At 38.8% G+C, this 22,556-nt stretch carries 10 protein-coding genes; 8 read left to right on the top strand and 2 right to left on the bottom strand.

The genetic code is table 11. The features are described from left to right. The 8 genes from CRO15_RS05735 to CRO15_RS05695 all read left to right on the top strand — a co-directional run. The coding region (locus CRO15_RS05735) for a T9SS type B sorting domain-containing protein (protein WP_133067214.1) at positions 1 to 1,743 on the top strand (1,743 nt) is incomplete at its 5' end. Between the two features lie 729 nt (positions 1,744 to 2,472). After that, the gene (locus CRO15_RS05725; RefSeq protein ID WP_097044785.1) at positions 2,473 to 5,688 is read left to right on the top strand and encodes a SusC/RagA family TonB-linked outer membrane protein; all 3,216 of its coding nucleotides are present in this window, start codon (positions 2,473 to 2,475) and stop codon (positions 5,686 to 5,688) included. A gap of 27 nt (positions 5,689 to 5,715) precedes the next feature. Continuing rightward, positions 5,716 to 7,473, top strand: a complete 1,758-nt coding sequence (locus CRO15_RS05720) for a RagB/SusD family nutrient uptake outer membrane protein (protein ID WP_097044784.1) — start codon at positions 5,716 to 5,718, stop codon at positions 7,471 to 7,473. Positions 7,474 to 7,610: 137 nt separating this feature from the next. Further along, positions 7,611 to 10,973 (top strand): VCBS repeat-containing protein, encoded by a 3,363-nt coding sequence (locus CRO15_RS05715; RefSeq protein WP_097044783.1) that lies wholly within the window; start codon positions 7,611 to 7,613, stop codon positions 10,971 to 10,973. Positions 10,974 to 11,319: 346 nt separating this feature from the next. After that, positions 11,320 to 13,671, top strand: a complete 2,352-nt coding sequence (locus tag CRO15_RS05710; protein ID WP_097044782.1) for a GH92 family glycosyl hydrolase — start codon at positions 11,320 to 11,322, stop codon at positions 13,669 to 13,671. A gap of 54 nt (positions 13,672 to 13,725) precedes the next feature. Next, positions 13,726 to 16,671: a GH92 family glycosyl hydrolase gene (locus tag CRO15_RS05705; protein WP_097044781.1), complete on the top strand. Its 2,946-nt coding sequence runs from the start codon at positions 13,726 to 13,728 to the stop codon at positions 16,669 to 16,671. Positions 16,672 to 16,680: 9 nt separating this feature from the next. Beyond that, positions 16,681 to 17,847, top strand: a complete 1,167-nt coding sequence (locus CRO15_RS05700; protein ID WP_097044780.1) for a basic secretory protein-like protein — start codon at positions 16,681 to 16,683, stop codon at positions 17,845 to 17,847. A 25-nt stretch (positions 17,848 to 17,872) separates the two neighbouring features. Further along, positions 17,873 to 19,408: a basic secretory protein-like protein gene (locus CRO15_RS05695; protein ID WP_097044779.1), complete on the top strand. Its 1,536-nt coding sequence runs from the start codon at positions 17,873 to 17,875 to the stop codon at positions 19,406 to 19,408. 35 nt (positions 19,409 to 19,443) lie between these two features. Here the strand turns inward: CRO15_RS05695 and CRO15_RS05690 are convergent, their stop codons facing one another. Both CRO15_RS05690 and CRO15_RS05685 read right to left on the bottom strand, forming a co-directional pair. Further along, complete coding sequence (locus CRO15_RS05690) at positions 19,444 to 21,306, bottom strand: helix-turn-helix domain-containing protein (RefSeq protein ID WP_133067213.1); 1,863 nt, start codon at positions 21,304 to 21,306, stop codon at positions 19,444 to 19,446. A 207-nt stretch (positions 21,307 to 21,513) separates the two neighbouring features. After that, positions 21,514 to 22,473, bottom strand: coding sequence for an NAD-dependent epimerase/dehydratase family protein (locus CRO15_RS05685; protein WP_097044777.1), 960 nt, complete (start codon positions 22,471 to 22,473; stop codon positions 21,514 to 21,516). Positions 22,474 to 22,556 lie beyond the last annotated feature (83 nt).

The following is a 22,556-nucleotide window of genomic DNA, read 5'->3' as shown; positions in this document are numbered from 1 at the left end:
ACCACAGGATGTGAGGCCACGAGCACGGGAATCACCACTACGGTAAATGCCCTGCCAACGGCAGTACTGGGCAGTAGCGATGCGAACGATACCATTTGTGCGGGAGACAGTGTCACCTTTACGGCAACAGGGGGAGATGAGTATGAGTTCTATGTGGACGGGACAAGTGTACAGGCCCAGTCAACAACAGCCACATATACAACCACAACATTGGCGGATGGGCAGGAAGTAACGGTTCGCGTAGTGAACACGACCACAGGATGTGAGGCCACGAGCACGGGAATCACCACTACGGTAAATGCCCTGCCAACGGCAAGCGTCAGCGGAACAGCCACCATATGCTCCGAGGATACAGCCGTGGACTTTACGTTCAGCGGAACTCCCGATGCCCAGGTGACCTATAACATCGACGGCGGGGCCGACACCACCATAACACTGGACGGATCGGGGAACGCAACGCTCACCGCTTCCAACACCGCAACAAGCACCCTGAACCTGGTAAGTGTCCAGAACACAACGACCAACTGTGACCAGTCCCTGACCGGAAGCGCTACGGTCGCCGTGAACGCCACAGAAACACCGACCTTTAGTTTTACAACTACATACTGTCAAGATGCAGTACCAACAACTCTGCCGACAACTTCAATCAATGGCATTGATGGAACATGGTCGCCGGCCACAATAGACACAAGTGCAGCAGGAGATACCAATTATACCTTTACACCGAGCGATGTAAGTCAATGCTGGGAGCCGGTAACGGTAACGGTAATCGTGAACAAGTTAACAGTCAGTTTATTTACGCAAAATGAATCTTGTTTCGGAACCAATGATGGTAGAGTCAATATCTCCATGGATAACGGCACAGCTCCTTATACAGTAAGTATTGACTCCAATGAAGCTGTAAGCTTCACCGATAATGATTTTATCATCGATGGTTTATCAACAGGCAACCACTCATTATACATAATGGATAGTAATGGCTGTGAAATAACTGAATCTTTTGAAATTCAAACTGAAGGTGTTAATCTTAATGCCGAGATTGAACCTATTTATGGTTGTGATCTAAACTCCCCAATCAATGCCATTGAAGTGATTTTGGAAGATTCTTCTATAGCATCGGACGTACTTTATGCCTTAGATTCAACGAATCCAAATGACCATATCTTTAATTCAAGCTTCACTAATATGGAGCCAGGAAGTCATTTTATATCCATACTTCATTCAAATGGTTGCATGGAGACAATTCCTTTTGAAATAGAGAATAGAAACCCATTGGAGTTAAATCTTAGCAATATCAATATCAATGAAATCACAGCTACGGTTGTAGGAGGTACAGCACCCTACACCTATTTCTTTGATAATAATCCAGGTACTTCGGACAATACATTTACTATTAATAGGAATGGAAGTTTTATTGTAAGAGTGATTGACAACAATGGTTGCGAGACAACAGAAAGTATAACCCTAAATCTTTTTGACATCTCTATTCCCAATTTCTTTACTCCTAACAATGATGGGCAGAATGACTTTTGGGGTCCGAGAAATTCAGAATTCTTCCCAGAAATAGAAACTTACATTTTTGATCGTTATGGCAGAAAAATAAAAATTCTAGGTCCATTTGATAAAGGTTGGGATGGAAAATATGAATCCAAACAATTGCCTTCTGGAGACTACTGGTATATTATTGAACTCAATGACGGAAGTGGTCGTAAATATGTTGGGCATTTTACTTTATATAGATAGTAAAGATTAAATAATGAAGAACATTTTTTGAATTGAGAAAATACATATGACAACCTAGACAGATTGTGACCAATCCAATTTTACTTGAAGTAAAACATGTTAAAAAATCAATAATAATTGACTTATTAAATAAGGCTTCAAAAATGGATGAAAACTAAGATTTCTGTTAATCCCTACTTGAAGGGCAAAAATACATTTTACATCAACATATCCTTTTTAACAACCTTTAAACCATTAAGTAACAATGTGCCGAAGCTTTCAAGGCTGAACATATTTTATACCTCAACATCCTACAAAATGGGCATAAAAACCAAGGAAAGCTCTAAAATTCATGAATTTTAGAGCTTTTTTTTCATCAGAACCACCTCTCTTATTAATCAATAAATACCTTGTCGATTATAAAATTGTTATCATTTCGAGGTTTTCCTGTTAAAGCACTTGAGGAATGATTATAAAAAAGCTAATTGACTAACCTTAAAAAAGGACTACCTGAATGAAAAGAAAAAACTAAAAAAGCCTAGAAAAATGTGGTCGCATATTCTAGGCTAGGATTTCAATATTGCACGAGACAATACCAAAACTGTATTATACTTCTTATTTGATTAGTGAAGACTTATTAATCTCCATAAGGACTTTTTGTCTTATGCAATATTACGACCCTGTAATGAATTGCGATTGAAAACTCAACAATTTTTAAGATTAATTAACAATCAACAAACTATTCAGATTATGAAGTATTCTTTATTCAAGAATTTTTTACTGCTGGGGTTTATTTGTGCTGTAAACATGACCTTTGCACAAACCAAGACCGTTTCAGGCTCTGTCAAAGATGCGCAGGGCACTCCTCTTCCAGGTGTCAATGTCATTGTGAACGGTACCACAAATGGTACTCAAACAGATTTTGATGGCCTTTACACCATATCAGTGTCCGAAGGCGAGACACTTTTATTCTCATATATAGGAATGACAACCGTATCAGCGGTTGTTTCTAGCTCTAACACCATCGATGTTACGCTTCAAGAAGATACCAACAAGTTGGATGAGGTAGTTGTAACCGGTTATGGCACTCAGGTCAAAAAGGATTTGACAGGAGCTGTTTCAACTGTAGATGCAGAAGACCTTAAAGCAATCCCCGCAACTACATTCTCACAACAGTTGCAAGGAAGAGCAGCTGGTGTTGGTATAGTTACCGATGCATCTCCTGGTGGAGAGGCAACTGTAAGAATCCGTGGGTTTGGTACAATTGGAAATAACGACCCATTATATGTTATTGATGGCGTGCCTTCCAAATCCCAATCAAACATCAATCCTAATGACATTGAAACCATTCAGATTCTGAAAGATGCTTCGGCCGCATCTATATACGGTTCAAGGGCAGGAAATGGTGTAATAATCATCACAACAAAAAAAGGAAAACTAGGAAAACCATCAATAAGTTATAGCACGTATTATGGAACACAATCCGCAGCAGAGCGGGTAGATGCACTAAATGCCAGGGAATTGGGTGAATATCTTTATCTAGCCGATTTATATGCGGGCAAAACTCCAAGTCATGGTCAATATACCTTTGGATCAAATGGTGAAGTGACCATACCAGATTATGTTTTTCCAAGTGGTGCTAATGAAGGTGATTCGGGAGTAAATCCTGATCTATATGCATTGGAACCAGGCAACATTTATGCAATTACAAGATCAGCTGATACAGATTGGTGGAAAGAGATTACTAGATCTGCGCCTATTCTGAACCATCAAATATCCGCCTCTGGTGCTACTGACCATGCCCGATATGCATTTAGTCTAGGTTACTTTGAACAAGAGAACATTGTTAAATTTGATAGTTACAACAGGATTTCACTTAGAGCCAATACGGAGTTTAAGGCACTAAAAGATCGTTTAACAATTGGTGAAAACTTCACTGTTTCCTTTGATAATAAAAAAGGTGGTTATAGTAACGATGGCGAACAAAATGCGGTTTCAGGTTCGTATAAGCACCACCCATTGCTGCCTATCTATGATATTGCCGGCAATTTTGCCGGAAGTAGAGGACAAAACTTAGGAAATAACTTCAACCCATATGCTTTTCTGGAAAGAAACAAGGACGATAGAAGATATCGACTCAGAGTTCTGGGCAATGTATTTGCAGGTTACAAATTTCATAAAAATTTCGAATTTAGGACAAGTTTTGGGGTGGATGCCAGAGTACAAAGGGAGAGAGATTTAAGTAGACCACAACCCGAATATGTTGAAGGTAATTTCATCAACGGTTCAACTGCAAGGGAAGAATATGAATATCAGTGGACATGGCTAAATCAGCTTACTTATAGCAAAACTTTTAACGATGTACACAACTTCAACGCATTTGTAGCCGTTGAATCCATTCAAAATTTTGGTGAAGTTTTTGGGGCAAGTAGAAATAGGTTTGCCTTTCAGACCAATGAAATATTGAGTTATTTAAGTCTTGGTGATGCCACTACCGCAAGTAACTATGGTGGAGTACTATTAGATTCAGATTTTACGTTATGGTCTCAATTTGGAAAAATCAACTATGACTACGATGGTAAATATTTGGCCCAATTCATTTTACGTAATGATTCTTCTTCAAGGTTTTTATCCGCATCAAGAAGTGCTGTATTCCCGGCATTTAGTGCAGGATGGAGAGTTTCAGATGAAAAATTCATGGAAAAAGTTGGTTTTATCAACGATTTGAAATTGCGATATGGTTGGGGACAGACAGGAAACCAACAAATTGGGGATTATAATGGTTTCACTACTTATCGTTCCAACATTTTCAATGCAGGTTATCCTATTGATGGTTCTGCAAGTGCACCAAGTATTGGTTTCGATGCTGCCAATTTTGGTAATCCAAATGCAAAATGGGAGACTACAACAACAAATAATATTGGTTTGGATGCAGTGATGATGGATTATAGATTACGATTTGAATTGGATGTTTATGATAGGGTAACAACTGACATGCTCTTTAGGTTACCGGCAAGTTTTGGTGCTGGAGATGCCCAGGCTCCATTCACCAATATAGGTCAGATAACCAATAAAGGTTTCGACATTGGTCTAACATGGAGTGATAAAAAAGGAGATTTCGGATATAGTATTAGCGGTAATCTTTCACGTTACACCAATAATGTGGACAAGTTGGATGACAGTCCGGACACAAGAGTTTTAGGTAGGGTATCTAGAGTTCCTTCTTTGACGTTAACAGAAGCCGGAGCACCTTTATCTTCCTTTTTTGGATTTAAAACAGTTGGCATCTTTCAATCTCAGGCCGAAGCTGATGCATGGCCAGCATATGGAACTTATAATGCTCCAGGGAAGCTGAAAGTAGCGGATATTAATGGTGACGGTGTCATTAATGCGGATGACCGTACCATTATCGGTAATCCCCATCCAGACTTTACTTATGGTATCAATTTGGATTTGACTTATAAAAATCTAGCACTCAATATTTTTGGCAATGGTTCTTATGGCAATGACATTTACAATTATGTACGATACTTTGCTGATTTCAACACCTTTCAAGGTAACCGTTCAAGAAGGGCATTGTATGGTGCATGGCAACCTAGCAATCCCACAGCTCCAGTGAGTGAATGGGTAGCGGCCAATCCAAACGCCACTGTACCAATCATGGACGCCAATGATCAGATCAGTAGCCAACCTTCCTCTTACTTCATTGAAGACGGCAGTTATTTTAGATTAAAGAATGTACAGTTAACGTACAACTTCCCAGAACAATTACTTGAAAAGGGAGGAGTGTTTTCATCAGCTCAAATCTATGTGCAAGGACAGAACTTAGCGACTTTCACAAAATATTCTGGAACCAATCCAGAAATACAAGTGGGTACTGAAAATGATACAAGCTTAGGTTTTGATAATGGATATCTGCCTGTGATGCGTACGTTCACGTTGGGATTGAACGTGACTTTAAAATAATTTGGATAATTAAAACAATTGAGTATAATGAAAAAGGTAAAAATATTCTTAACCGCAGCTACCGTGGCAATAGTACTGCTCAGTGCCTGTAGTGAAGCATTTAATACAAGAGAACCCTTAGGGCAATTCGGGCAGCCAAGTCTTCAAACTCCAGATGGAGTTGACGGCCTTCTATTGGGCGCTTATGCCATGATAGATGGTTCAGGTGTGGATGGCACGCCAGATTGGAATGTTACCGTTGAGAACTGGGCATTCAATTTGGCTTCTGATGATGCGCTCAAGGGAACCGATGCCGGAGACCAGCCAGAGCAAACATTTATAGAGACATATGACTATCAACCATTTAATGGTCATATTACAAATCGCTGGAGGTCTTTATTCAAAGGTGTGGCCCGTACGAATGATGTTATTGACGCTGCAAATGCCGTGGAAGAAATACCAGATGAAAAAAGAAACCAGATTATAGCAGAAGCAACCTTTCTTAGGGGGCTGTTTCATATGGAAGCACGTAAGATGTGGCGCAACCCTCCTTACATCGATGATGAAGTTTACGATGTTAGTGATATTGAAAGCACCAAAGTGCCAAATGATCGTGAGATATGGCCTTTGATTGAAGCTGATTTTGAAGCAGCAGCTGCCGCTTTACCAGCTTCTCAAAGTCAAGTTGGAAGACCTACCAGTTGGGCAGCCAAAGCATTTCTAGCGAAGGCCAAAATGTATCAAGGATGGAACGAGGATGGCTCGGCCAACACCACAAAATTGCAAGAAGCCAAGGTAATCTTAGATGACATACTTAATAACGGTGGTTTTTCTTTGGTACCCAACTTTGCGGACAATTTCTTGGTAGGCACCCGAAATAATTCAGAATCTATCTTTGAAATTCAATATGCGGTGAGCAGCTCAGCTGATCAGGCCTCGGCAAGAGGGATGGGCCTAGCCCACCCCTATACAGATCCATGGGGATGCTGTGGTTTTTATCAGGTGTCCCAGAATTTGGTAAATGCTTACAGAACCGAGAATGGATTACCATTGTTGGATAATTTCGATGATGCTGATGTTCCAGAGACGGTAGACGAAACCACTACATTATCCACTTACATGGATCCATTAGATCCACGTTTGGACCATACTGTTGGCCGTCCTGGCATTTTGTACAAAGATTTTAAAATTTACCAGACTGATTTTGTTCGAGACCTTTCATACGCCGGACCTTGGTTTTCTAAAAAACACGTTGCTGAGATGGAAGGTTTTGGCATAGGAGGTTGGGGCAACCTAACCGCAAATAATTATCGATATATGCGATTGGATATGATAATCCTTTGGCTGGCAGAAGCCGAAGTGGAATTGGGTAATCTGGAAAGAGCCCGAGAATTGGTCAATCTAATAAGAGCCAGAGCAGCTAATCCAGAAAGTTTTGTGCCCAAGGCCACGCAAGGAACGGATCGTAATGATTTTACCATTGTGGAAGGAGAAGCAGCCGCCAATTATGAAATTTCATTGTATAATGACCCATGGACAGATCCAGCTACGGCACGTAAGGCGGTTCGGTTTGAGACTCGTTTGGAATTTGCCATGGAAGGACACCGATATTGGGATCTTGTAAGATGGGGTGTAGCTGCGGAAGTATTGAACGCATATATTGCCAGCGAATCGCAACATAGGACATATTTGCAAGGAAAAAGTTTTGCAAAAGGAAAGCATGAATATTTCCCAATTCCTATACAGGCAATTGATCGATCGGTAAAAGATGGACAGGCTACCCTAACACAGGACCCAGCTTATTAAAGCCAATCGTCATAACAATTTTTGACTAAAAAGCCCCAAGGTTTATAACCTTGTGGCTTTTTTGAATTTTGTGCTTTAACTGGACTTTTTGGAAATATTTCATTAATTAACCATTCAGGTATTCTTAATATTCACTTATGTCAACTACCAACACAAGCTGTTTTAAAAATTTCTTTTATGTTCCTGTTGTGCTTTTAATTTTTAGTGCTTGCACCACCAAGAACAAAAAATTACTTACCAATGTTTCTTCAAATCATTCAGGAATTGAATTCAATAATCAAATAATTGAAACAGACAGTTCAAACATCCTCAACGAAGAATACATCTTTAATGGCGGAGGAGTTGCTGTTGGTGATTTTAACAATGATGAATTGCCTGATCTATTTTTTTCAGGAAATCAGGTTGACAACAAACTTTACCTTAACAAAGGAAGTTTAAAGTTTAACGATATTTCTACAGAAGCCAATATAGAAGCTACGGGGAAATGGAGCACTGGTACTGCTATTGTGGACATCAACGCTGATGGATGGTTGGATATCTATGTATGTGCCGCTATGCACAAGTCAGAAAAGAACAGAGCAAATATGTTGTTCATTAACCAGGGCCTTGATCAAAATGGAATTCCACAATTTGTGGAAATGGCAAAAGACTTTGGCATTGCTGAAGTTGGCAATAGCATGGGAGCCTCCTTTTTTGATTATGACAAAGACGGATATCTAGATCTTTATGTTCTAAACAATGAGCAAGAGCATACATTGCCAACTAATTATCGACCCAAAATCAACGATGGCTCTGCAGCAAGCAATGATCGCCTGTACCACAATAATGGTGATGGAACTTTTACCGATGTGACCATAGAAGCCGGAATTGTTTATGAAGGTTTTGGTCTTGGCATTGCGGTAACCGATATCAATTATGATGGATGGCCAGATATCCATATTAGCAATGATTATCTCACTAACGATATTCTATATATCAACAATACAGATGGAACGTTTTCAAATAAAATTGAAGACTACATAAAACATCAAAGTCAATTTTCCATGGGTTCAGATGTGGCAGATTATAACAATGATGGTTTTGTGGATATCATTACCTTGGATATGTTGGGCGAGACCAACTACCGAATGAAGACCACCGTTGGCGGCAACAATTATATTACTTATGTCCTAAACGAACGTTATGATTATCAGTACCAATACATGCGCAACATGTTACATAAAGGTAACGGTCCTGACATACCATCTAATGAAATTGGGATGATGGCCGGAATCTCCAAAACAGATTGGAGCTGGTCTCCCCTGTTTGCCGATATGGATAATGATGGGTTAAAAGACTTATTGATCACTAATGGGTTTCCACGAGACATTACTGACAAGGATTTTGCGGATTTTAACCTTACCGTTCACCAATACCTAAACCCTTCTAAGATTTTAGACTCAATTCCTGTTGTTAAATCTCCAAACTATGCATACAAGAATTCAGGGGATTCCACATTTGAGGATATAGGTGAGTCTTGGGGGTTGAATATTCCCTCATTTTCGAATGGTGCGGTTCTGGCGGATTTAGATAATGATGGTGATCTGGACTACGTGGTCAATAATATTAATGATGAAGCTTTTTTATTTGAGAACAATGCCCATGAGTCAGAACACCATTTCTTGAGTATCAACTTAGAAGGCCCCAAAGAGAATCCAATGGGTATTGGGGCAAAAATTGTTCTTCGCTTTACCGATGCCACTTTTCAGATTCACGAGCAAAACCTTACTCGAGGTTATATGTCGTCGATAGATCCCAAAGTGCATTTTGGACTGGGAGCCAAAGATTCCATAAGATCGGTAGAGATAGTATGGCCTGATGGCAAGTTTGAAAAATTGGTCAATATTGTAGCCGATCAATCCATTACCATTAACTATTTAAACGCAAAATCAACTTCCTCCAACACCATTACCTTCCCTTTGGCCTTAAGCAAGAATAACGACAAACTCTTTGTAGAAATATCAAAGCAGCTCGGAATTGATTATAAGCATGATGAGGCCGATATTGTTGATTTCAACCTTCAAAGAACATTACCACATAAGTTATCTCAAAATGGACCTGCCATGGTAGTTGGGGATATTAATGGAGATGGTTTTGAGGATTTCATAATAGGTAGTTCTTCAAAATTTTCTCCATCCATATTCTTACAGAATCCAGATGGGAAGTTTACGGAGAGACCTATGTTCTTAAGTAAAGAGGAAATGCTTTTCGAAGAAGAAGATATGGCCTTATTTGATTTGGACAATGATGGTGATTTAGATCTCTATTTGGTTTCTGGGAGTTATGAATTTGAACAAGGAAACCCCATGCACAATGATAGACTTTATCTGAACAATGGCAATGGAGATTTCGTCAAAGCAACTGGAGAAATGCCCATTATAAATGCCAATGGTTCTGTTGTTGCAGTCCATGATTTTGACAACGATGGCTTTAAAGATCTTTTTGTTGGTGGAAGAACTCCAACAGGCCACTATCCAGCTCCTGAAAAAAGTTATTTACTGAAAAACAATAGTGGCAAGTTGGTGGATGTTAGCAGTCAATACTTGCCCAAATTAAAAGATTTGGGCATGATTACTGATGCTATATGGACAGATATTGATAATGACCAATTGAAAGACCTTGTTGTCGTAGGTGAGCTAATGCCCATAACCATTTTTAAAAACCAAAAGACTTCGTTTGTTGAAAAGACCGCTTCTGGGCTCGAGAGTTATTTTGGTTGGTGGGAAAGCATTCAAGCCGCTGATATGGACAATGATGGAGACATGGATTTTGTAGTCGGTAATATGGGAGCAAACAATTTCTTTGCGCCTACCCCTGAAAGTCCTGTAACGGTAATCGCCAAAGATTTTGATAACAACGGTAGTATAGACCCGATAACATTTGCCTATTTTAAAAACAAGAAAGGAAAATATGAGTCTTTTCCCGTGGATTTTTGGGGCGATATTAATAGTCAGAGCACACTCTTCCGGTCAAAATTCAATCTGTATAGTGAATATGCAGAAGCCACTCAAAAAACCTTGTTGAACTCTGAAGAGCTTAAAGGGGCAATCACCCTAACAGGAAATTATGACAAAACCAGTTATGTAGAAAATTTGGGCAATGGAGCCTTTAAAATACGTCCTCTCCCACTCCAAGCTCAATTGGCTCCAATCAATGATATTGAAATTTTAGATTTTGATGAAGATGGAAACTTAGACATCCTTCTAGTAGGCAATGATTATGGCAATGAAACTTTCATTGGAAGATACGATGCATTAAATGGTCTCTTATTAAAAAATAATGGCACGGCAAATTTCATACCTGTTCCACCTTCAACAAGTGGTTTTTTGGTTACTGGAGATGCCAAATCAATTGCAAAGGTCAAAACCAACAGGGGTGATTTTATTTATGTAGTAACCCAAAACAGGAACAGGGTTCTGGCTCATAAAACAAACGAAAATGTAAAAGAAACTTCAAAATGATTCCTCAGCACCAAAATTCATGAATTTTACAGTTCATTCAATGTATTTCCCCACTATTTAAAGGGGTTTGCTCTATATTCGTCGTAGTTCATACTCTTAAGACATAAGAAATTCAGCATGGAGTTTGCAGTGCCAGAATTACTACAACAAGTCCATTTGAGTTAGAGTTAGTTTTAAGTTCGGAAGTAGGATTGTGCGTAATCCAATTCTACTTCAATTAGTTAATCATCGAAGGGCAGTATCTTCATTTAGATGCTGCCTTTTATTTGAAACTGATCTTTAATTAAACACGCACGTACTATATAGATATGAAAAATATCATCTGCACTCACAATCCAATAATACAATGACATTAAGAAAAACATTCTCCATTGGTCTATGGTCGGCATTGCTACTTTTTTTGGTTTCATGTAAACAAGAACCAAACATTGATAAAAAAGTACCAGCTTCAACGGTATCTGAAAACCTAATTGGTTATGTAAATCCAATGGTGGGCACCAAAAACATGGGTCACACGTATCCTGGACCTTCAACCCCATTTGGAATGGTTCAATTGAGCCCCGAAACCAATAACCAACCTTATGCAAAATCAGGTAGGTATAACAGGCGGACCTATGAGTATTGTTCTGGATACCAATATGCAGACTCCACCATTTTTGGTTTTAGCCATACCCATTTTAGCGGAACGGGACATTCGGATTTGGGTGACCTTTTAGTCATGCCCACCGTCGGCGAACTAAAGCTAGACCCAGGTATCTCGGAAATTCCAAATAGTGGCTACCATTCTAAATTTTCTCATGCCAAGGAGGAGGCCACACCAGGATATTATAAAGTACAACTAGACGATTACAATGTACAGGCCGAACTGACCGCAAGTGACAGGGTTGGTTTTCATCAATATACATTTCCAAAATCTGAGAATTCCCATATAATTCTCGATTTGATATCGAACATTTATCATCATAAAGACAAAAATGTATGGACCTTTGTACGAGTAGAGAACGACTCATTAATTACAGGATATAGGCAAACCAACGGCTGGGCAAGAACCCGAAAAGTATTCTTTGCCATGCAATTCTCAAAACCCTTTCATTCCTATGGACACAAAAAATATGATTCCCAATTATATGGAGGCTTTTATCGCAGATTCAATGAAGAAGAGAACTTTCCTGAAATGGCCGGAAAAAACATCAGGGCCTATTTTAATTTCAAGACCGATGACAATGAAAAAATAAAAGTTAAAATGGCTCTTTCTTCGGTAAGCACAGCTGGAGCATTAAAAAATATGGAAGCCGAAATTCCACATTGGCACTTTGAACAGACCAAAAAGGAAACCCAGGAAAAATGGAATAAAGAACTTTCTAAAATAACCGTAGATACCCAAACACTAGCACAAAAACAGACATTCTATACAGCATTGTACCATACCATGCTTGGACCTATAGTTTATGAAGATGTTGATGGAAAATATCGAGGCCTCGACCAAAATATTCATGAATCCGAAGGGTTTAAAAACTACACCATTTTCTCATTATGGGATACATACAGGGCTTTACACCCACTGTTTAACATCATCCAACCTCAGCGCAATAACGATATGATCAAGTCCATGTTGGCGCACCATGATGAGAGTGTCCACAAAATGTTGCCTATTTGGAGCCATTACGCTAACGAAAATTGGTGTATGATTGGATACCATTCTGTATCGGTTATTGCAGATGCCGTTGCCAAAGGCACTACCGATATTGATGTGTCACGGGCCTATGAAGCTTCAAAAAATACATCCACTGTAGGCTATTTTGATGGCATTGACAGTTATATGGCCCAAGGATATGTACCCGAAGACAAAAGTTCTTCATCCGTTTCAAAAACCTTGGAATTTGCCTATGACGATTGGAGTATTGCCCAAATAGCCAAAAAAGCGGGGAATCAAGATGCCTATGACCATTATATGGAACGTTCCGAGAACTACAAGAATGTATTCGACCCCGAAATCAATTACATGCGACCTAAGCTATCAGATGGTACATGGCGAAAGGAATTTGACCCCATAGACACCCATGGACAAGGGTTTATTGAAGGCAACGCATGGAACTATGGTCTTTATGTTCCCCACGACATTGACCAAATGATCTCCATGATGGGGGGCAAAAAAGAATTTCCCAATTACTTAGACAAAATTTTCACTACTGAAATAGAGGATAGATACATTGCACAAAATGAAGACATCACCAGGGACGGCATCATTGGTAATTATGTCCATGGCAACGAACCTGGACACCATATCCCTTATCTGTACAATTGGACGGACAGTCCATGGAAAACACAGGGAAGGGTAAGAATGATAATGGATACCATGTACAGCAATAAAGAAGATGGTCTGTGCGGAAACGATGATGCCGGTCAAATGTCGGCTTGGTACATATTCAGCTCATTGGGTTTTTATCCGGTATTACCAGGATCTGATGAATATGCCATTGGAAGTCCAATGGTGAAGGAAGCAACTGTACGATTGGAAAATGGAAAAACTTTCTCAGTTAAAACAACAAATCAGAGCAAAGAGAATGTGTATATCCAAAAAGTGGAGCTGAACGGCAAGGAACTGAACACTTCTGTATTGAAGCATAGCGATATCAGCAACGGAGGAACACTAATCTTTCATTTAGGAAAAGAGCCCAACAAAGCATGGGGAAAATAATACCAATTGTAGTAAAGTTCAGATATCACTTTTGATAAAAAGAGCGAGCATAGAATGAGAAAAGTCGTTTATTTTCTGACAACAGTATTCATTATAGGATGTGCAAAAGAAAATGCCAAAGGCCCAACGGATTATGTGGATGTGTTTATAGGAACAAAATCTCCCGGGCATACCTATCCCGGTGCAACATTGCCCTTTGGTATGGCACAACTTAGTCCCGACACCAGAAATGATCATACCAGTTGGCCCGCTTGTGCTGGTTATGATTATACCGACAAATCCATCATTGGCTTTACCCATACCCACCTCTCAGGTACTGGGGTGCCCGATTTGGGCGATATCCTATTTATGCCCACTACTGGCAAAATCCAAACCTCACCAGGTACCGTGGAAAATCCGGATTCTGGATACCGTTCAAGGTTCAACCACAAAAATGAATCGGCAGAACCTGGTTATTATAGTGTCTTGCTGGATGATTATGGCATTAAGGTTGAACTGACCACAACATTGAGAACAGGGCTACATCGATATACTTTTCCAAAAACCAACGAGGCACATATCATCATCGATTTAGAACACAGAGATCCTGTAATAGAGTCTGAGTTCAGAATTATCAGCGACACTGAAATTGTAGGATATAGAAGGTCAAAGGCCTGGGCAGGTGACCAGCGTCAATATTTTGCAGCACGGTTTTCAAAACCAATCGTTTCTTACCAAGTGCTACACGGCAAAACCATATCCACTGAAGCAAAAGAATTCAACGATAAAAAAATAATTGCCGCTCTAAATTTTGAAGCATCTGAAAGTGAAGTTTTGGCCCAAGTGGCACTTTCCGCAGTGAGTATTGAAAGCGCCAAAAAAAATCTTGAGGCCGAGTTTGCCAACTGGGATTTTGATGGAACAAGGCAAGAAGCAAAACAAATTTGGAACAAATCCCTTGGTAAAATTGAAATTACGGACACTAATGAAGACAAAAAAGAGATTTTTTACACCTCATTATATCACAGTCTTTTAACACCTAATTTGTACAATGATGTTGATGGAAAGTACCGAGGGATGGATGATAAGATCCATGCCGTTGATGATTTTACAAATTACACCGTTTTTTCACTTTGGGATACCTTTAGGGGGCTACATCCCTTATTGACCATAATTGAACCTGAGGTGACCAGGGATATTGTGGTTACCCTTCAGAAGAAATATGAGCAGTTTGGAGAAATTCCGATGTGGGAACTTGCTGCAAACGATACCCGTTGTATGATCGGTTATCATGGAGCTTCCGTTATGGCCGACGCTTACATCAAAGGCATTACCAATGTAGATGCCGAAAAAGTTCTTGAGGCCATGGTGACCAGTGCCAATGTTGAAAAGAGGGGTATAAACTATTACACTGAACTGGGCTTTGTTCCTACCAATAAGAGCAGTCAGTCTGTCTCCAAAACTTTGGAATATGCCTATGATGATTGGTGTATTGCACAAATGGCGAAGGCCATTGGAAATGAAGAAGTGTATCAAGATTTTTCAAAAAGAGCCCGTTTTTTCGTCAACCTCTTCGATGAAGAGACCAAGTTTATGCGCCCAAGACGTTCCAACAGAAAATGGATAGCGGATTTTGACCCTACATCCCTCGGAAAAACCTATAATTTCAATTTTACCGAAGGTAACTCCTACCAATACAGCTTGTTTGTGCCCCACGATATTGCCACCATGGTTGACGTAGTGGGTGGTGAAGCTCAATTTGATCAGTGGTTGGATAATTTATTTTCTGCACAAGCGGAAAAACAAGAAGAACATTCTGATGTTTCTGGCTTAATTGGGCAATATGCCCATGGCAACGAACCCAGTCACCATATTGCCTATTTATACAATTATGTGGGCAAACCATGGAAAACGCAAGAAAAGGTTCATCAAATTCTCAATGAATTGTACACTTCTGAAGCGGATGGTATCTGTGGCAATGACGATGCCGGGCAAATGTCGGCATGGTACGTTCTCAGCAGTCTTGGTTTTTATTCGGTTACCCCGGGAAGCCCATATTATGTAATTGGCAGCCCAACTTTTGAAAATGCTGTATTGTATTTGGACAATGGTAAAAAGTTCACCATAAAGGCCAACAATGCATCCAATGAAAATATCTATTTCTCTTCAGTCACCATCAATGGCAAACCATATCCGTATTCCTATTTAAAGCATAGCGATATTGTAAATGGTGGCGAATTGGTCTTTGAAATGACCAACACCCCCAATACGAAATGGGGCGTAGATATGAAACATCGACCTATTTCCGACACCAAGGAAATTGTGGGCATTCCTTATTTAAAATCGGAACATAAGGAATTTTTGGGCAGCATGACCGTTGACTTTGGATGCGATACCAGAGAAGCGGAAATATATTTTACCACAGATGGTTCAGAGCCGACGCAATACAGCACCAAATTCACCGTTCCGTTTACCGTTGATAAAACCACTTCACTAAAAGTAAAGGCCTTCCATAAGACCATGGAATCCAGCTACACTGCTAAGTTTACACTTACTAAACTGAGTGACATAACCAATGTTGACAGGAACACATTACAGCAAGGTCTGAATTATGCCTATTACGAAGGTATTTTTCGTTCTGTATATGATTTTTCAAGGGTACCTCCTGTACAAACGGGAATCGTTGAAAGTGTGGATATCTCCAATAGATTACGTGATGAATGGATTGGCTATGACTTTGATGGATATATCGACATTCCGACATCTGGCACTTATACCTTTGAGGTCTCTGCCAATGATGGCGCCCAACTCTTGATAGATGACAAGGAACTTTTTGAAAGTGACGGAAGGAAATCTTTCAGCTTTACCCAAAAAGAGGAAGTCATCCTTTCCAAAGGCCTACACAAATTTGAGGTAAAATATTTTCAATGTTCGGACAATATAGGTCTTTCTGTTTTTTGGGAAGGCCCAGGGTTTGGCAGAAAAGACATTCCGGCAAAGCTTTTTTATTGCAAAAACTAAAAATCCAATATGAAAATCGGACAGTTTAGATTATTCTTCCTCTTGTTGACGATAGCCTTATTTATCACTTCATGCAGTAGTGGTGATAATGAAGAAAGTGCCATCAATAAAAAGGAAGATATTGCAAGAAGTACAAAAACAACATCAGAAAAAGACGGCTTCACAATCAATGTTACCAATAATGGTTTTTCAATAAGTGATGCGTTGGTTCAAGAGTTTATAGGCATCTTTCATCAAGTATACCCAAAAATGGTCGCGGACTATAATTCCAATGCTGCCAAATCCATAGATGTAATAATAGATACTACCTATGATGGTGTGGCATATGCAGAAGTGGATAAAAGTAAAATTGTCATTAGTTCCAATTACATAAAAGAGAAGCCTAATGATACGGACTTATTCACCCATGAATTAATGCATATTGTGCAGGCTTATCCTTATGGAGGACCTTGGTGGTTGATAGAAGGTATTGCCGATTATGCAAGGTTTGTATATGGTGTAGATAATGCAAAAGCCGGTTGGTCGCTCCCATCCTACTCAGTAGGCCAAGATTATGCCAACGGATATGGCGTTACCGCGAGTTTTTTAAAATGGGTAAAAGAGAATTATGACAATGATGTTATTGCAAAACTTGATTCCATTCTCAGAAATGGCACCTATACCTATGCTTCATGGGTAGAGTATACGGAATTTACATTGGCAGATTTATGGCTCGTTTACTCTGGGAAACCTGTTGGGGACATCGACTTAACAATTGAATCCACACTGAAAGTAAGTAAAGAAAATATTGATGGCCCGGATGCATTCGAGGGTTCTTTAAAAGTTGTAGATGGAGACACAGCAAGTAAATATTTGGTTTTTGATTATCCTACAGATCTTTGGATACAACAAGAGCTTTCTGAAAATGCAGTTGTAAACAAATACACCTTAACCTCTGGAAATGATGTTCCTGAAAGAGACCCCAGAAACTGGACTTTCTCTGGGTCTAATGATGAAGAAACGTGGGTTGATTTAGATTCACGAAGTAATGAGACCTTTAATGGCAGAAACATTACCAAAGAATACACCTTTGATTCTAACACTCCTTACAAACATTATCGCATATCCATTACGACCAATAACGGAGCATCTATATTTCAACTAAGTGAATGGAGGTTATATCAGCTCAGGGAATAGTAGGATTATAGTTTCAATATATAATATGAAAAATAGCATTATACTTTTAACCCTTTTATCATTAATATCTGGCGGATGTGAAGAAAGGGTGAAAAATGTAAATCCATTTAAGCAAGGATATAAGAACATTGTAAACTCAAAAACTGAAATTAAGAGTGAGCACAATGGTTTTAGTGAATCTGAAGATTTGGACAAAGTATTTGACAACGATAAAAACACCAAATTTTTGGTTGCTTACCCTAAAAATTCAATTCTAATACGTTGCGAGTCTCCATCTGTTTTAAAGAAATACAAAATTACTTCTGCAAATGATGCTCCGGGAAGAGATCCCAAAAATTGGGTGTTAAGTGGTTGTAAAGATGGAAAATTATGGGATACATTGGACATAAAGAAAAACCAACAGTTTAAAGAAAGAGGAGGTGTCAATATCTATGGCTTAGAGCAGAATATAGTAGGGTATTCGTTTTATAAGTTGGATTTGGAGCATTCCCACACCTCAGTTTATGGGGATGATTTCTTGCAAATAGCAGAGATTGAACTAGTGGCACTAACTGATAAACCCGTGACAGAATTTTCCATTGAATCAAGTAGCACTAAGATTAACGACACTATCAAGTTTAGGGACCTTTCGGCCAATGCACCCCATGCCTGGCATTGGGTTTTTGAAAATGGAATTCCTGCCACAAGTAATGAACAAAATCCGAAAGTTGTTTATCAAACTCCTGGTAATCATTCGGTCACTTTGGTAACTAAAAACCAGTTTGGTGCGGACACTTTGCGTGTAAAAAGGATGGTTAAGGTTTACGACCCCGAAAATCCATGGAAGGGCTTTTATTTCCCGGAAATTTTCTTAACTCCCACGGACACAGTTTCTGAAGGATACAAAAGGGCAGTGTCCGTGATGCCACATTTAAAGGTTGCTATCAATGAAGTTACTTTGGGAGTTTGCAAACAATTGTACAGGAACTTAACCGAAGTTCCCGATTTTGAAAAGGTAAATTTCACTTTTAATTGGAGCAATGTTCTGGCTGCCAGGGGTGGAAATGCTTCGGCCATGGAGCTTTGGTTCAGCACAAAATATATTCAAAATGCCCTAAAAGAAGAATCTGATGATGCTGTCAGACATGAATTATACGGCATTCTTTGGCATGAGCTTACACATGGATATCAATTCAGCCCCTCCACCGTGGATAATCAATATAAACCTGGATACGATTATTTTGCTTTCTTGGAGGGCGAAGCCGATTTGGTGCGTATTAATGCAGGATATCATAAAACCAGACACCCAGATTTAGGCTTTGATGGGTACAAATATCTTTCGGGTTATACCACATCGGGATTCTTTCTAAAATGGATTGTAGATACCTACGACCCTAATTTCATATATAAGTTCAATGCATCTGTAAAAACCTTAGAGCCTTGGAGCTATAAAGCGGCAATACAAGGTATTTTACAAAAAGATGTGGATACTTTGTGGGAAGAATATGAAGCTTTTGTGAAATCTTATCATAAGGAGAACAACATCACAAAAAGGAAAAGAATTGACTGGACCAAAATGTGAGTAAATTATATGGGGCCAATTTTTAAGAATACAATTCAGTTTTGGTCCTGAATAAGTTCCTTGATGAAATAAGAGGGCAATATTCCTTGTTTTTTCTTAAAGGCAGTATTAAAAGTATTTAAGTTGTTATAGCCAATTGAAGCAGCTATATAACTCAGTTTGCTGTTTCTAAAATCTTCGTCTTGCAACAACCTTGATAACAAGTAATTTATTCTAAGTTCATTGATGTAGTTGGTAAAGCTGGATTTCTTTTCTTGGTTGACCACTTGAGATAAATATTTTGGATTGGTCTTTAATTGCTGTGCCACCTGTCTTAAACTACAATTTTGATCAATAAAGAATTTTTCCATTTCCAATTTCTCAAGTCGCCTAAGAATAATGTTCTTAACATCATTATCCAAGGTATTAGTACTCTTTAACTTGGCATCATCCTCATCAATATCAGAGTCGTTGGTTTGGCTTTGAGCAGCTTCCAATTGTCTTAGCTTTTCCCCCATACCCACTTGTATCTCTGCCAATTCCATAGTTCTCTTATATAATAGTTTATTCTTGGCCCTGACTTTCAAATAGGAGAGAACAGCAAAAAAACCACTGATAACAACTAGACCCAAGACAATCATTATAGTATTATACCTTGCTCTTTGAGCTTCATTTTCTAATTCTAAAATTCTTTTTTTCTGGGTAATCTCTTTAACTTTTCTACGAGTTTCCAAGATTACTATTTTTTGCTCTTTTTCATTATTGAACAATGAATCTCGTATAACCTTATTTAGAGCTCTATGCTCATATGCCATTGAAGGCTGGTTGGTTTTTTCATACAATTCTGCCAAAATACCACTGTTTGTCTTTACAACATCAAAAGCATTTATATCCTCTGCAGCTTCAATGCTTTCTTCATAATTGAGGATTGCATTGACAGTATCTTTATTTTTTAAATTCAATTCTGCTTGCAGCATCAAAGCTCTAGGAATACGAAACCTAAATTTGTTTTTATAGTTCATCTCTAAAGCCTGTGACAAGTAATTTTGTGCTTTTTCGTATTTCCCATTGGAGATGAAAATATCCGCCATATTCATATAAACAATACTTTGTATGTAGCTTCCGGGCGGGTTTATCTTTTTTTCAAGGTCTACGTAAAATGAATAAGCATCAAGAGCTCCTTGAGTATCATCCAACTTAGCGGTCATACGGGCAATCTCATCTATTTTGGGAAATATGTACTGCACTTTTCTTAACCTTATCACATAATGCAGACCTTTTAAGCAATAACTTAAGGCTTCAGGATAATTTTCTATGCGTAAATAATAATGGGACAATGCTGAGTATGCCCTCATCAAAAGATATTCATTGGCCGATTTTTCCGCAACATCCAACAATCCAAGACCAGTTTCAAGAGCCATGTCAAACTCTCCTTTCTCCGTATGTATATATGAAATCAACGTATAAACATCTGCATAAGTTTCAGGATAATTCCTAACACTCACATACTTAGAAATTCCTTGTACTAAATCCATTGCCTCATCAAACTGACCGCTAACAAACAAAAGGTATGCTTCATTAAATGTTCCACAAAGCTCGCCCTGCTTAAGCCCAATATCTTTTGAAAGCTCCAGTGCCCTTTGGTTGTATGTTCTAGCTGTTTCCGAAGACTTGTACACGTAAGCTGAATATAACTTGAGCAAAGTGGCCACTTTTTCACGTCCGGTAACCTTGTCTTTTTTATCCAGTAAAAATTCAGGGTCGAGAAAATCTTCTTTGTAGTTGTCCTTTAATGAAATCAAATTTTGAATTTGATCAAAATAGATATCAATTGAGTCCTTATAGGTCTTTTGGGCATGTCCGAAGACGACACAAAAAACCATAAAAAGCAATAGGGATATTTTAAGTTTTGTAAACAAATTAACTGGTTGGTCTTAGCAACTTAAAGTTATTAAAGTATTTCTTTGATCCTACCTATATTTGGCTACAAAAAGATATTTTTTATCCGTATTTTATAGGTTATAGTAAATAACAATGTTTTTAGGTGTTAAAGGTTTTGATGTTTTAAAGTATAACTTTCTTTATTCTTAAAACTCAATTTGGCCCTCTCAGGATATTCTCATCCTTTATGCTTGTCTAAGCAAATCTTGCTTTTTGAGTAATTCAGTAATCATTTCATTGGAAATATCATCCAACTGATAGTGCGCAGACCAGTTCCAATCTTGTTGTGCTTGAGAATCATTTATGGAAGATGGCCAGCTTTCTGCAATTTCCTGTCTAAAATCTGGGCTATATTGGATGCTAAAGTTCGGATACCACTTTCTGATTGAATCAACAATCTCTTTTGGAGTAAAACTCAGTCCATTGATGTTATATGAAGTTCTGGTCTTGATTTTTTCTTTTGGAGCGTCCATCAATTCCAATGTGGCCCTAATCGCATCTGGCATAAAAATCATGGGCAAGGATGTACTTTCCGATAAGTAACAAGTATAGGCCTCGTTATTTATAGCTTTATGATAGATCTCTACAGCATAATCTGTGGTTCCCCCTCCTGGTAATGATTCGTGCCCAATAACACCTGGGTAACGCAAGGAACGCACATCTACCCCATATTTTGAGAAATAGTAATTGCCCCACTGTTCCCCAGAGGCTTTGCTAATCCCATAAACGGTGAGGGGATCCAGATATTCTGTTTGCGAGGTACCCACTTTATTGGCAGTAGTTCCAAAAACGGCAATGGAGCTTGGAAAAAATACTCTACCCACATTATATTTTCTTGCTGCTTCCAATACATTGAGCCAGCTTTTTAGGTTAATATCCCATGTTCTTACCGGGTTAGCCTCTCCATTGGCAGACAGAATTGCTGCCAAATGATAGATTTGTGTAACATTTTGTTCTTCAACAATTTTATCCAACCCTTTCTGATCTGTAGCATCCAAAACATCAATATTCCCAAATTCATCAGATTTTGGAACCAGATCAGTAGCAATTACCACGTCCTTTCCATATTTATCTATGAGGGCTTTTCTTAAAGCGGTTCCCAATTGGCCCCCTGAGCCTGTAATTAGTATCTTTTCTTTTTGCATTTTGGGATTTTGTATAGCTCAAAAATATATTATTGTTTATTATTTCAATTATTATATCTTCAAAAATTGAAATAATAAGTATT

This window comes from Flagellimonas pacifica, assembly GCF_900215465.1.
GTDB lineage: Bacteria > Bacteroidota > Bacteroidia > Flavobacteriales > Flavobacteriaceae > Flagellimonas > Flagellimonas pacifica.
Note: the sequence above shows the minus strand (reverse complement) of the source record. Positions and strands in the feature narration are given on the sequence as shown.

What these genes read in the sequence shown, in the direction of transcription:
- CRO15_RS05725 (WP_097044785.1), top strand. Translation starts at nt 2,473, where the DNA reads ATGAAGTATTCTTTATTCAAGAATTTTTTACTGCTGGGGTTTATTTGT.
- CRO15_RS05720 (WP_097044784.1), top strand. Translation starts at nt 5,716, where the DNA reads ATGAAAAAGGTAAAAATATTCTTAACCGCAGCTACCGTGGCAATAGTA.
- CRO15_RS05715 (WP_097044783.1), top strand. Translation starts at nt 7,611, where the DNA reads ATGTCAACTACCAACACAAGCTGTTTTAAAAATTTCTTTTATGTTCCT.
- CRO15_RS05710 (WP_097044782.1), top strand. Translation starts at nt 11,320, where the DNA reads ATGACATTAAGAAAAACATTCTCCATTGGTCTATGGTCGGCATTGCTA.
- CRO15_RS05705 (WP_097044781.1), top strand. Translation starts at nt 13,726, where the DNA reads ATGAGAAAAGTCGTTTATTTTCTGACAACAGTATTCATTATAGGATGT.
- CRO15_RS05700 (WP_097044780.1), top strand. Translation starts at nt 16,681, where the DNA reads ATGAAAATCGGACAGTTTAGATTATTCTTCCTCTTGTTGACGATAGCC.
- CRO15_RS05695 (WP_097044779.1), top strand. Translation starts at nt 17,873, where the DNA reads ATGAAAAATAGCATTATACTTTTAACCCTTTTATCATTAATATCTGGC.
- CRO15_RS05685 (WP_097044777.1), bottom strand. Translation starts at nt 22,473, where the DNA reads ATGCAAAAAGAAAAGATACTAATTACAGGCTCAGGGGGCCAATTGGGA.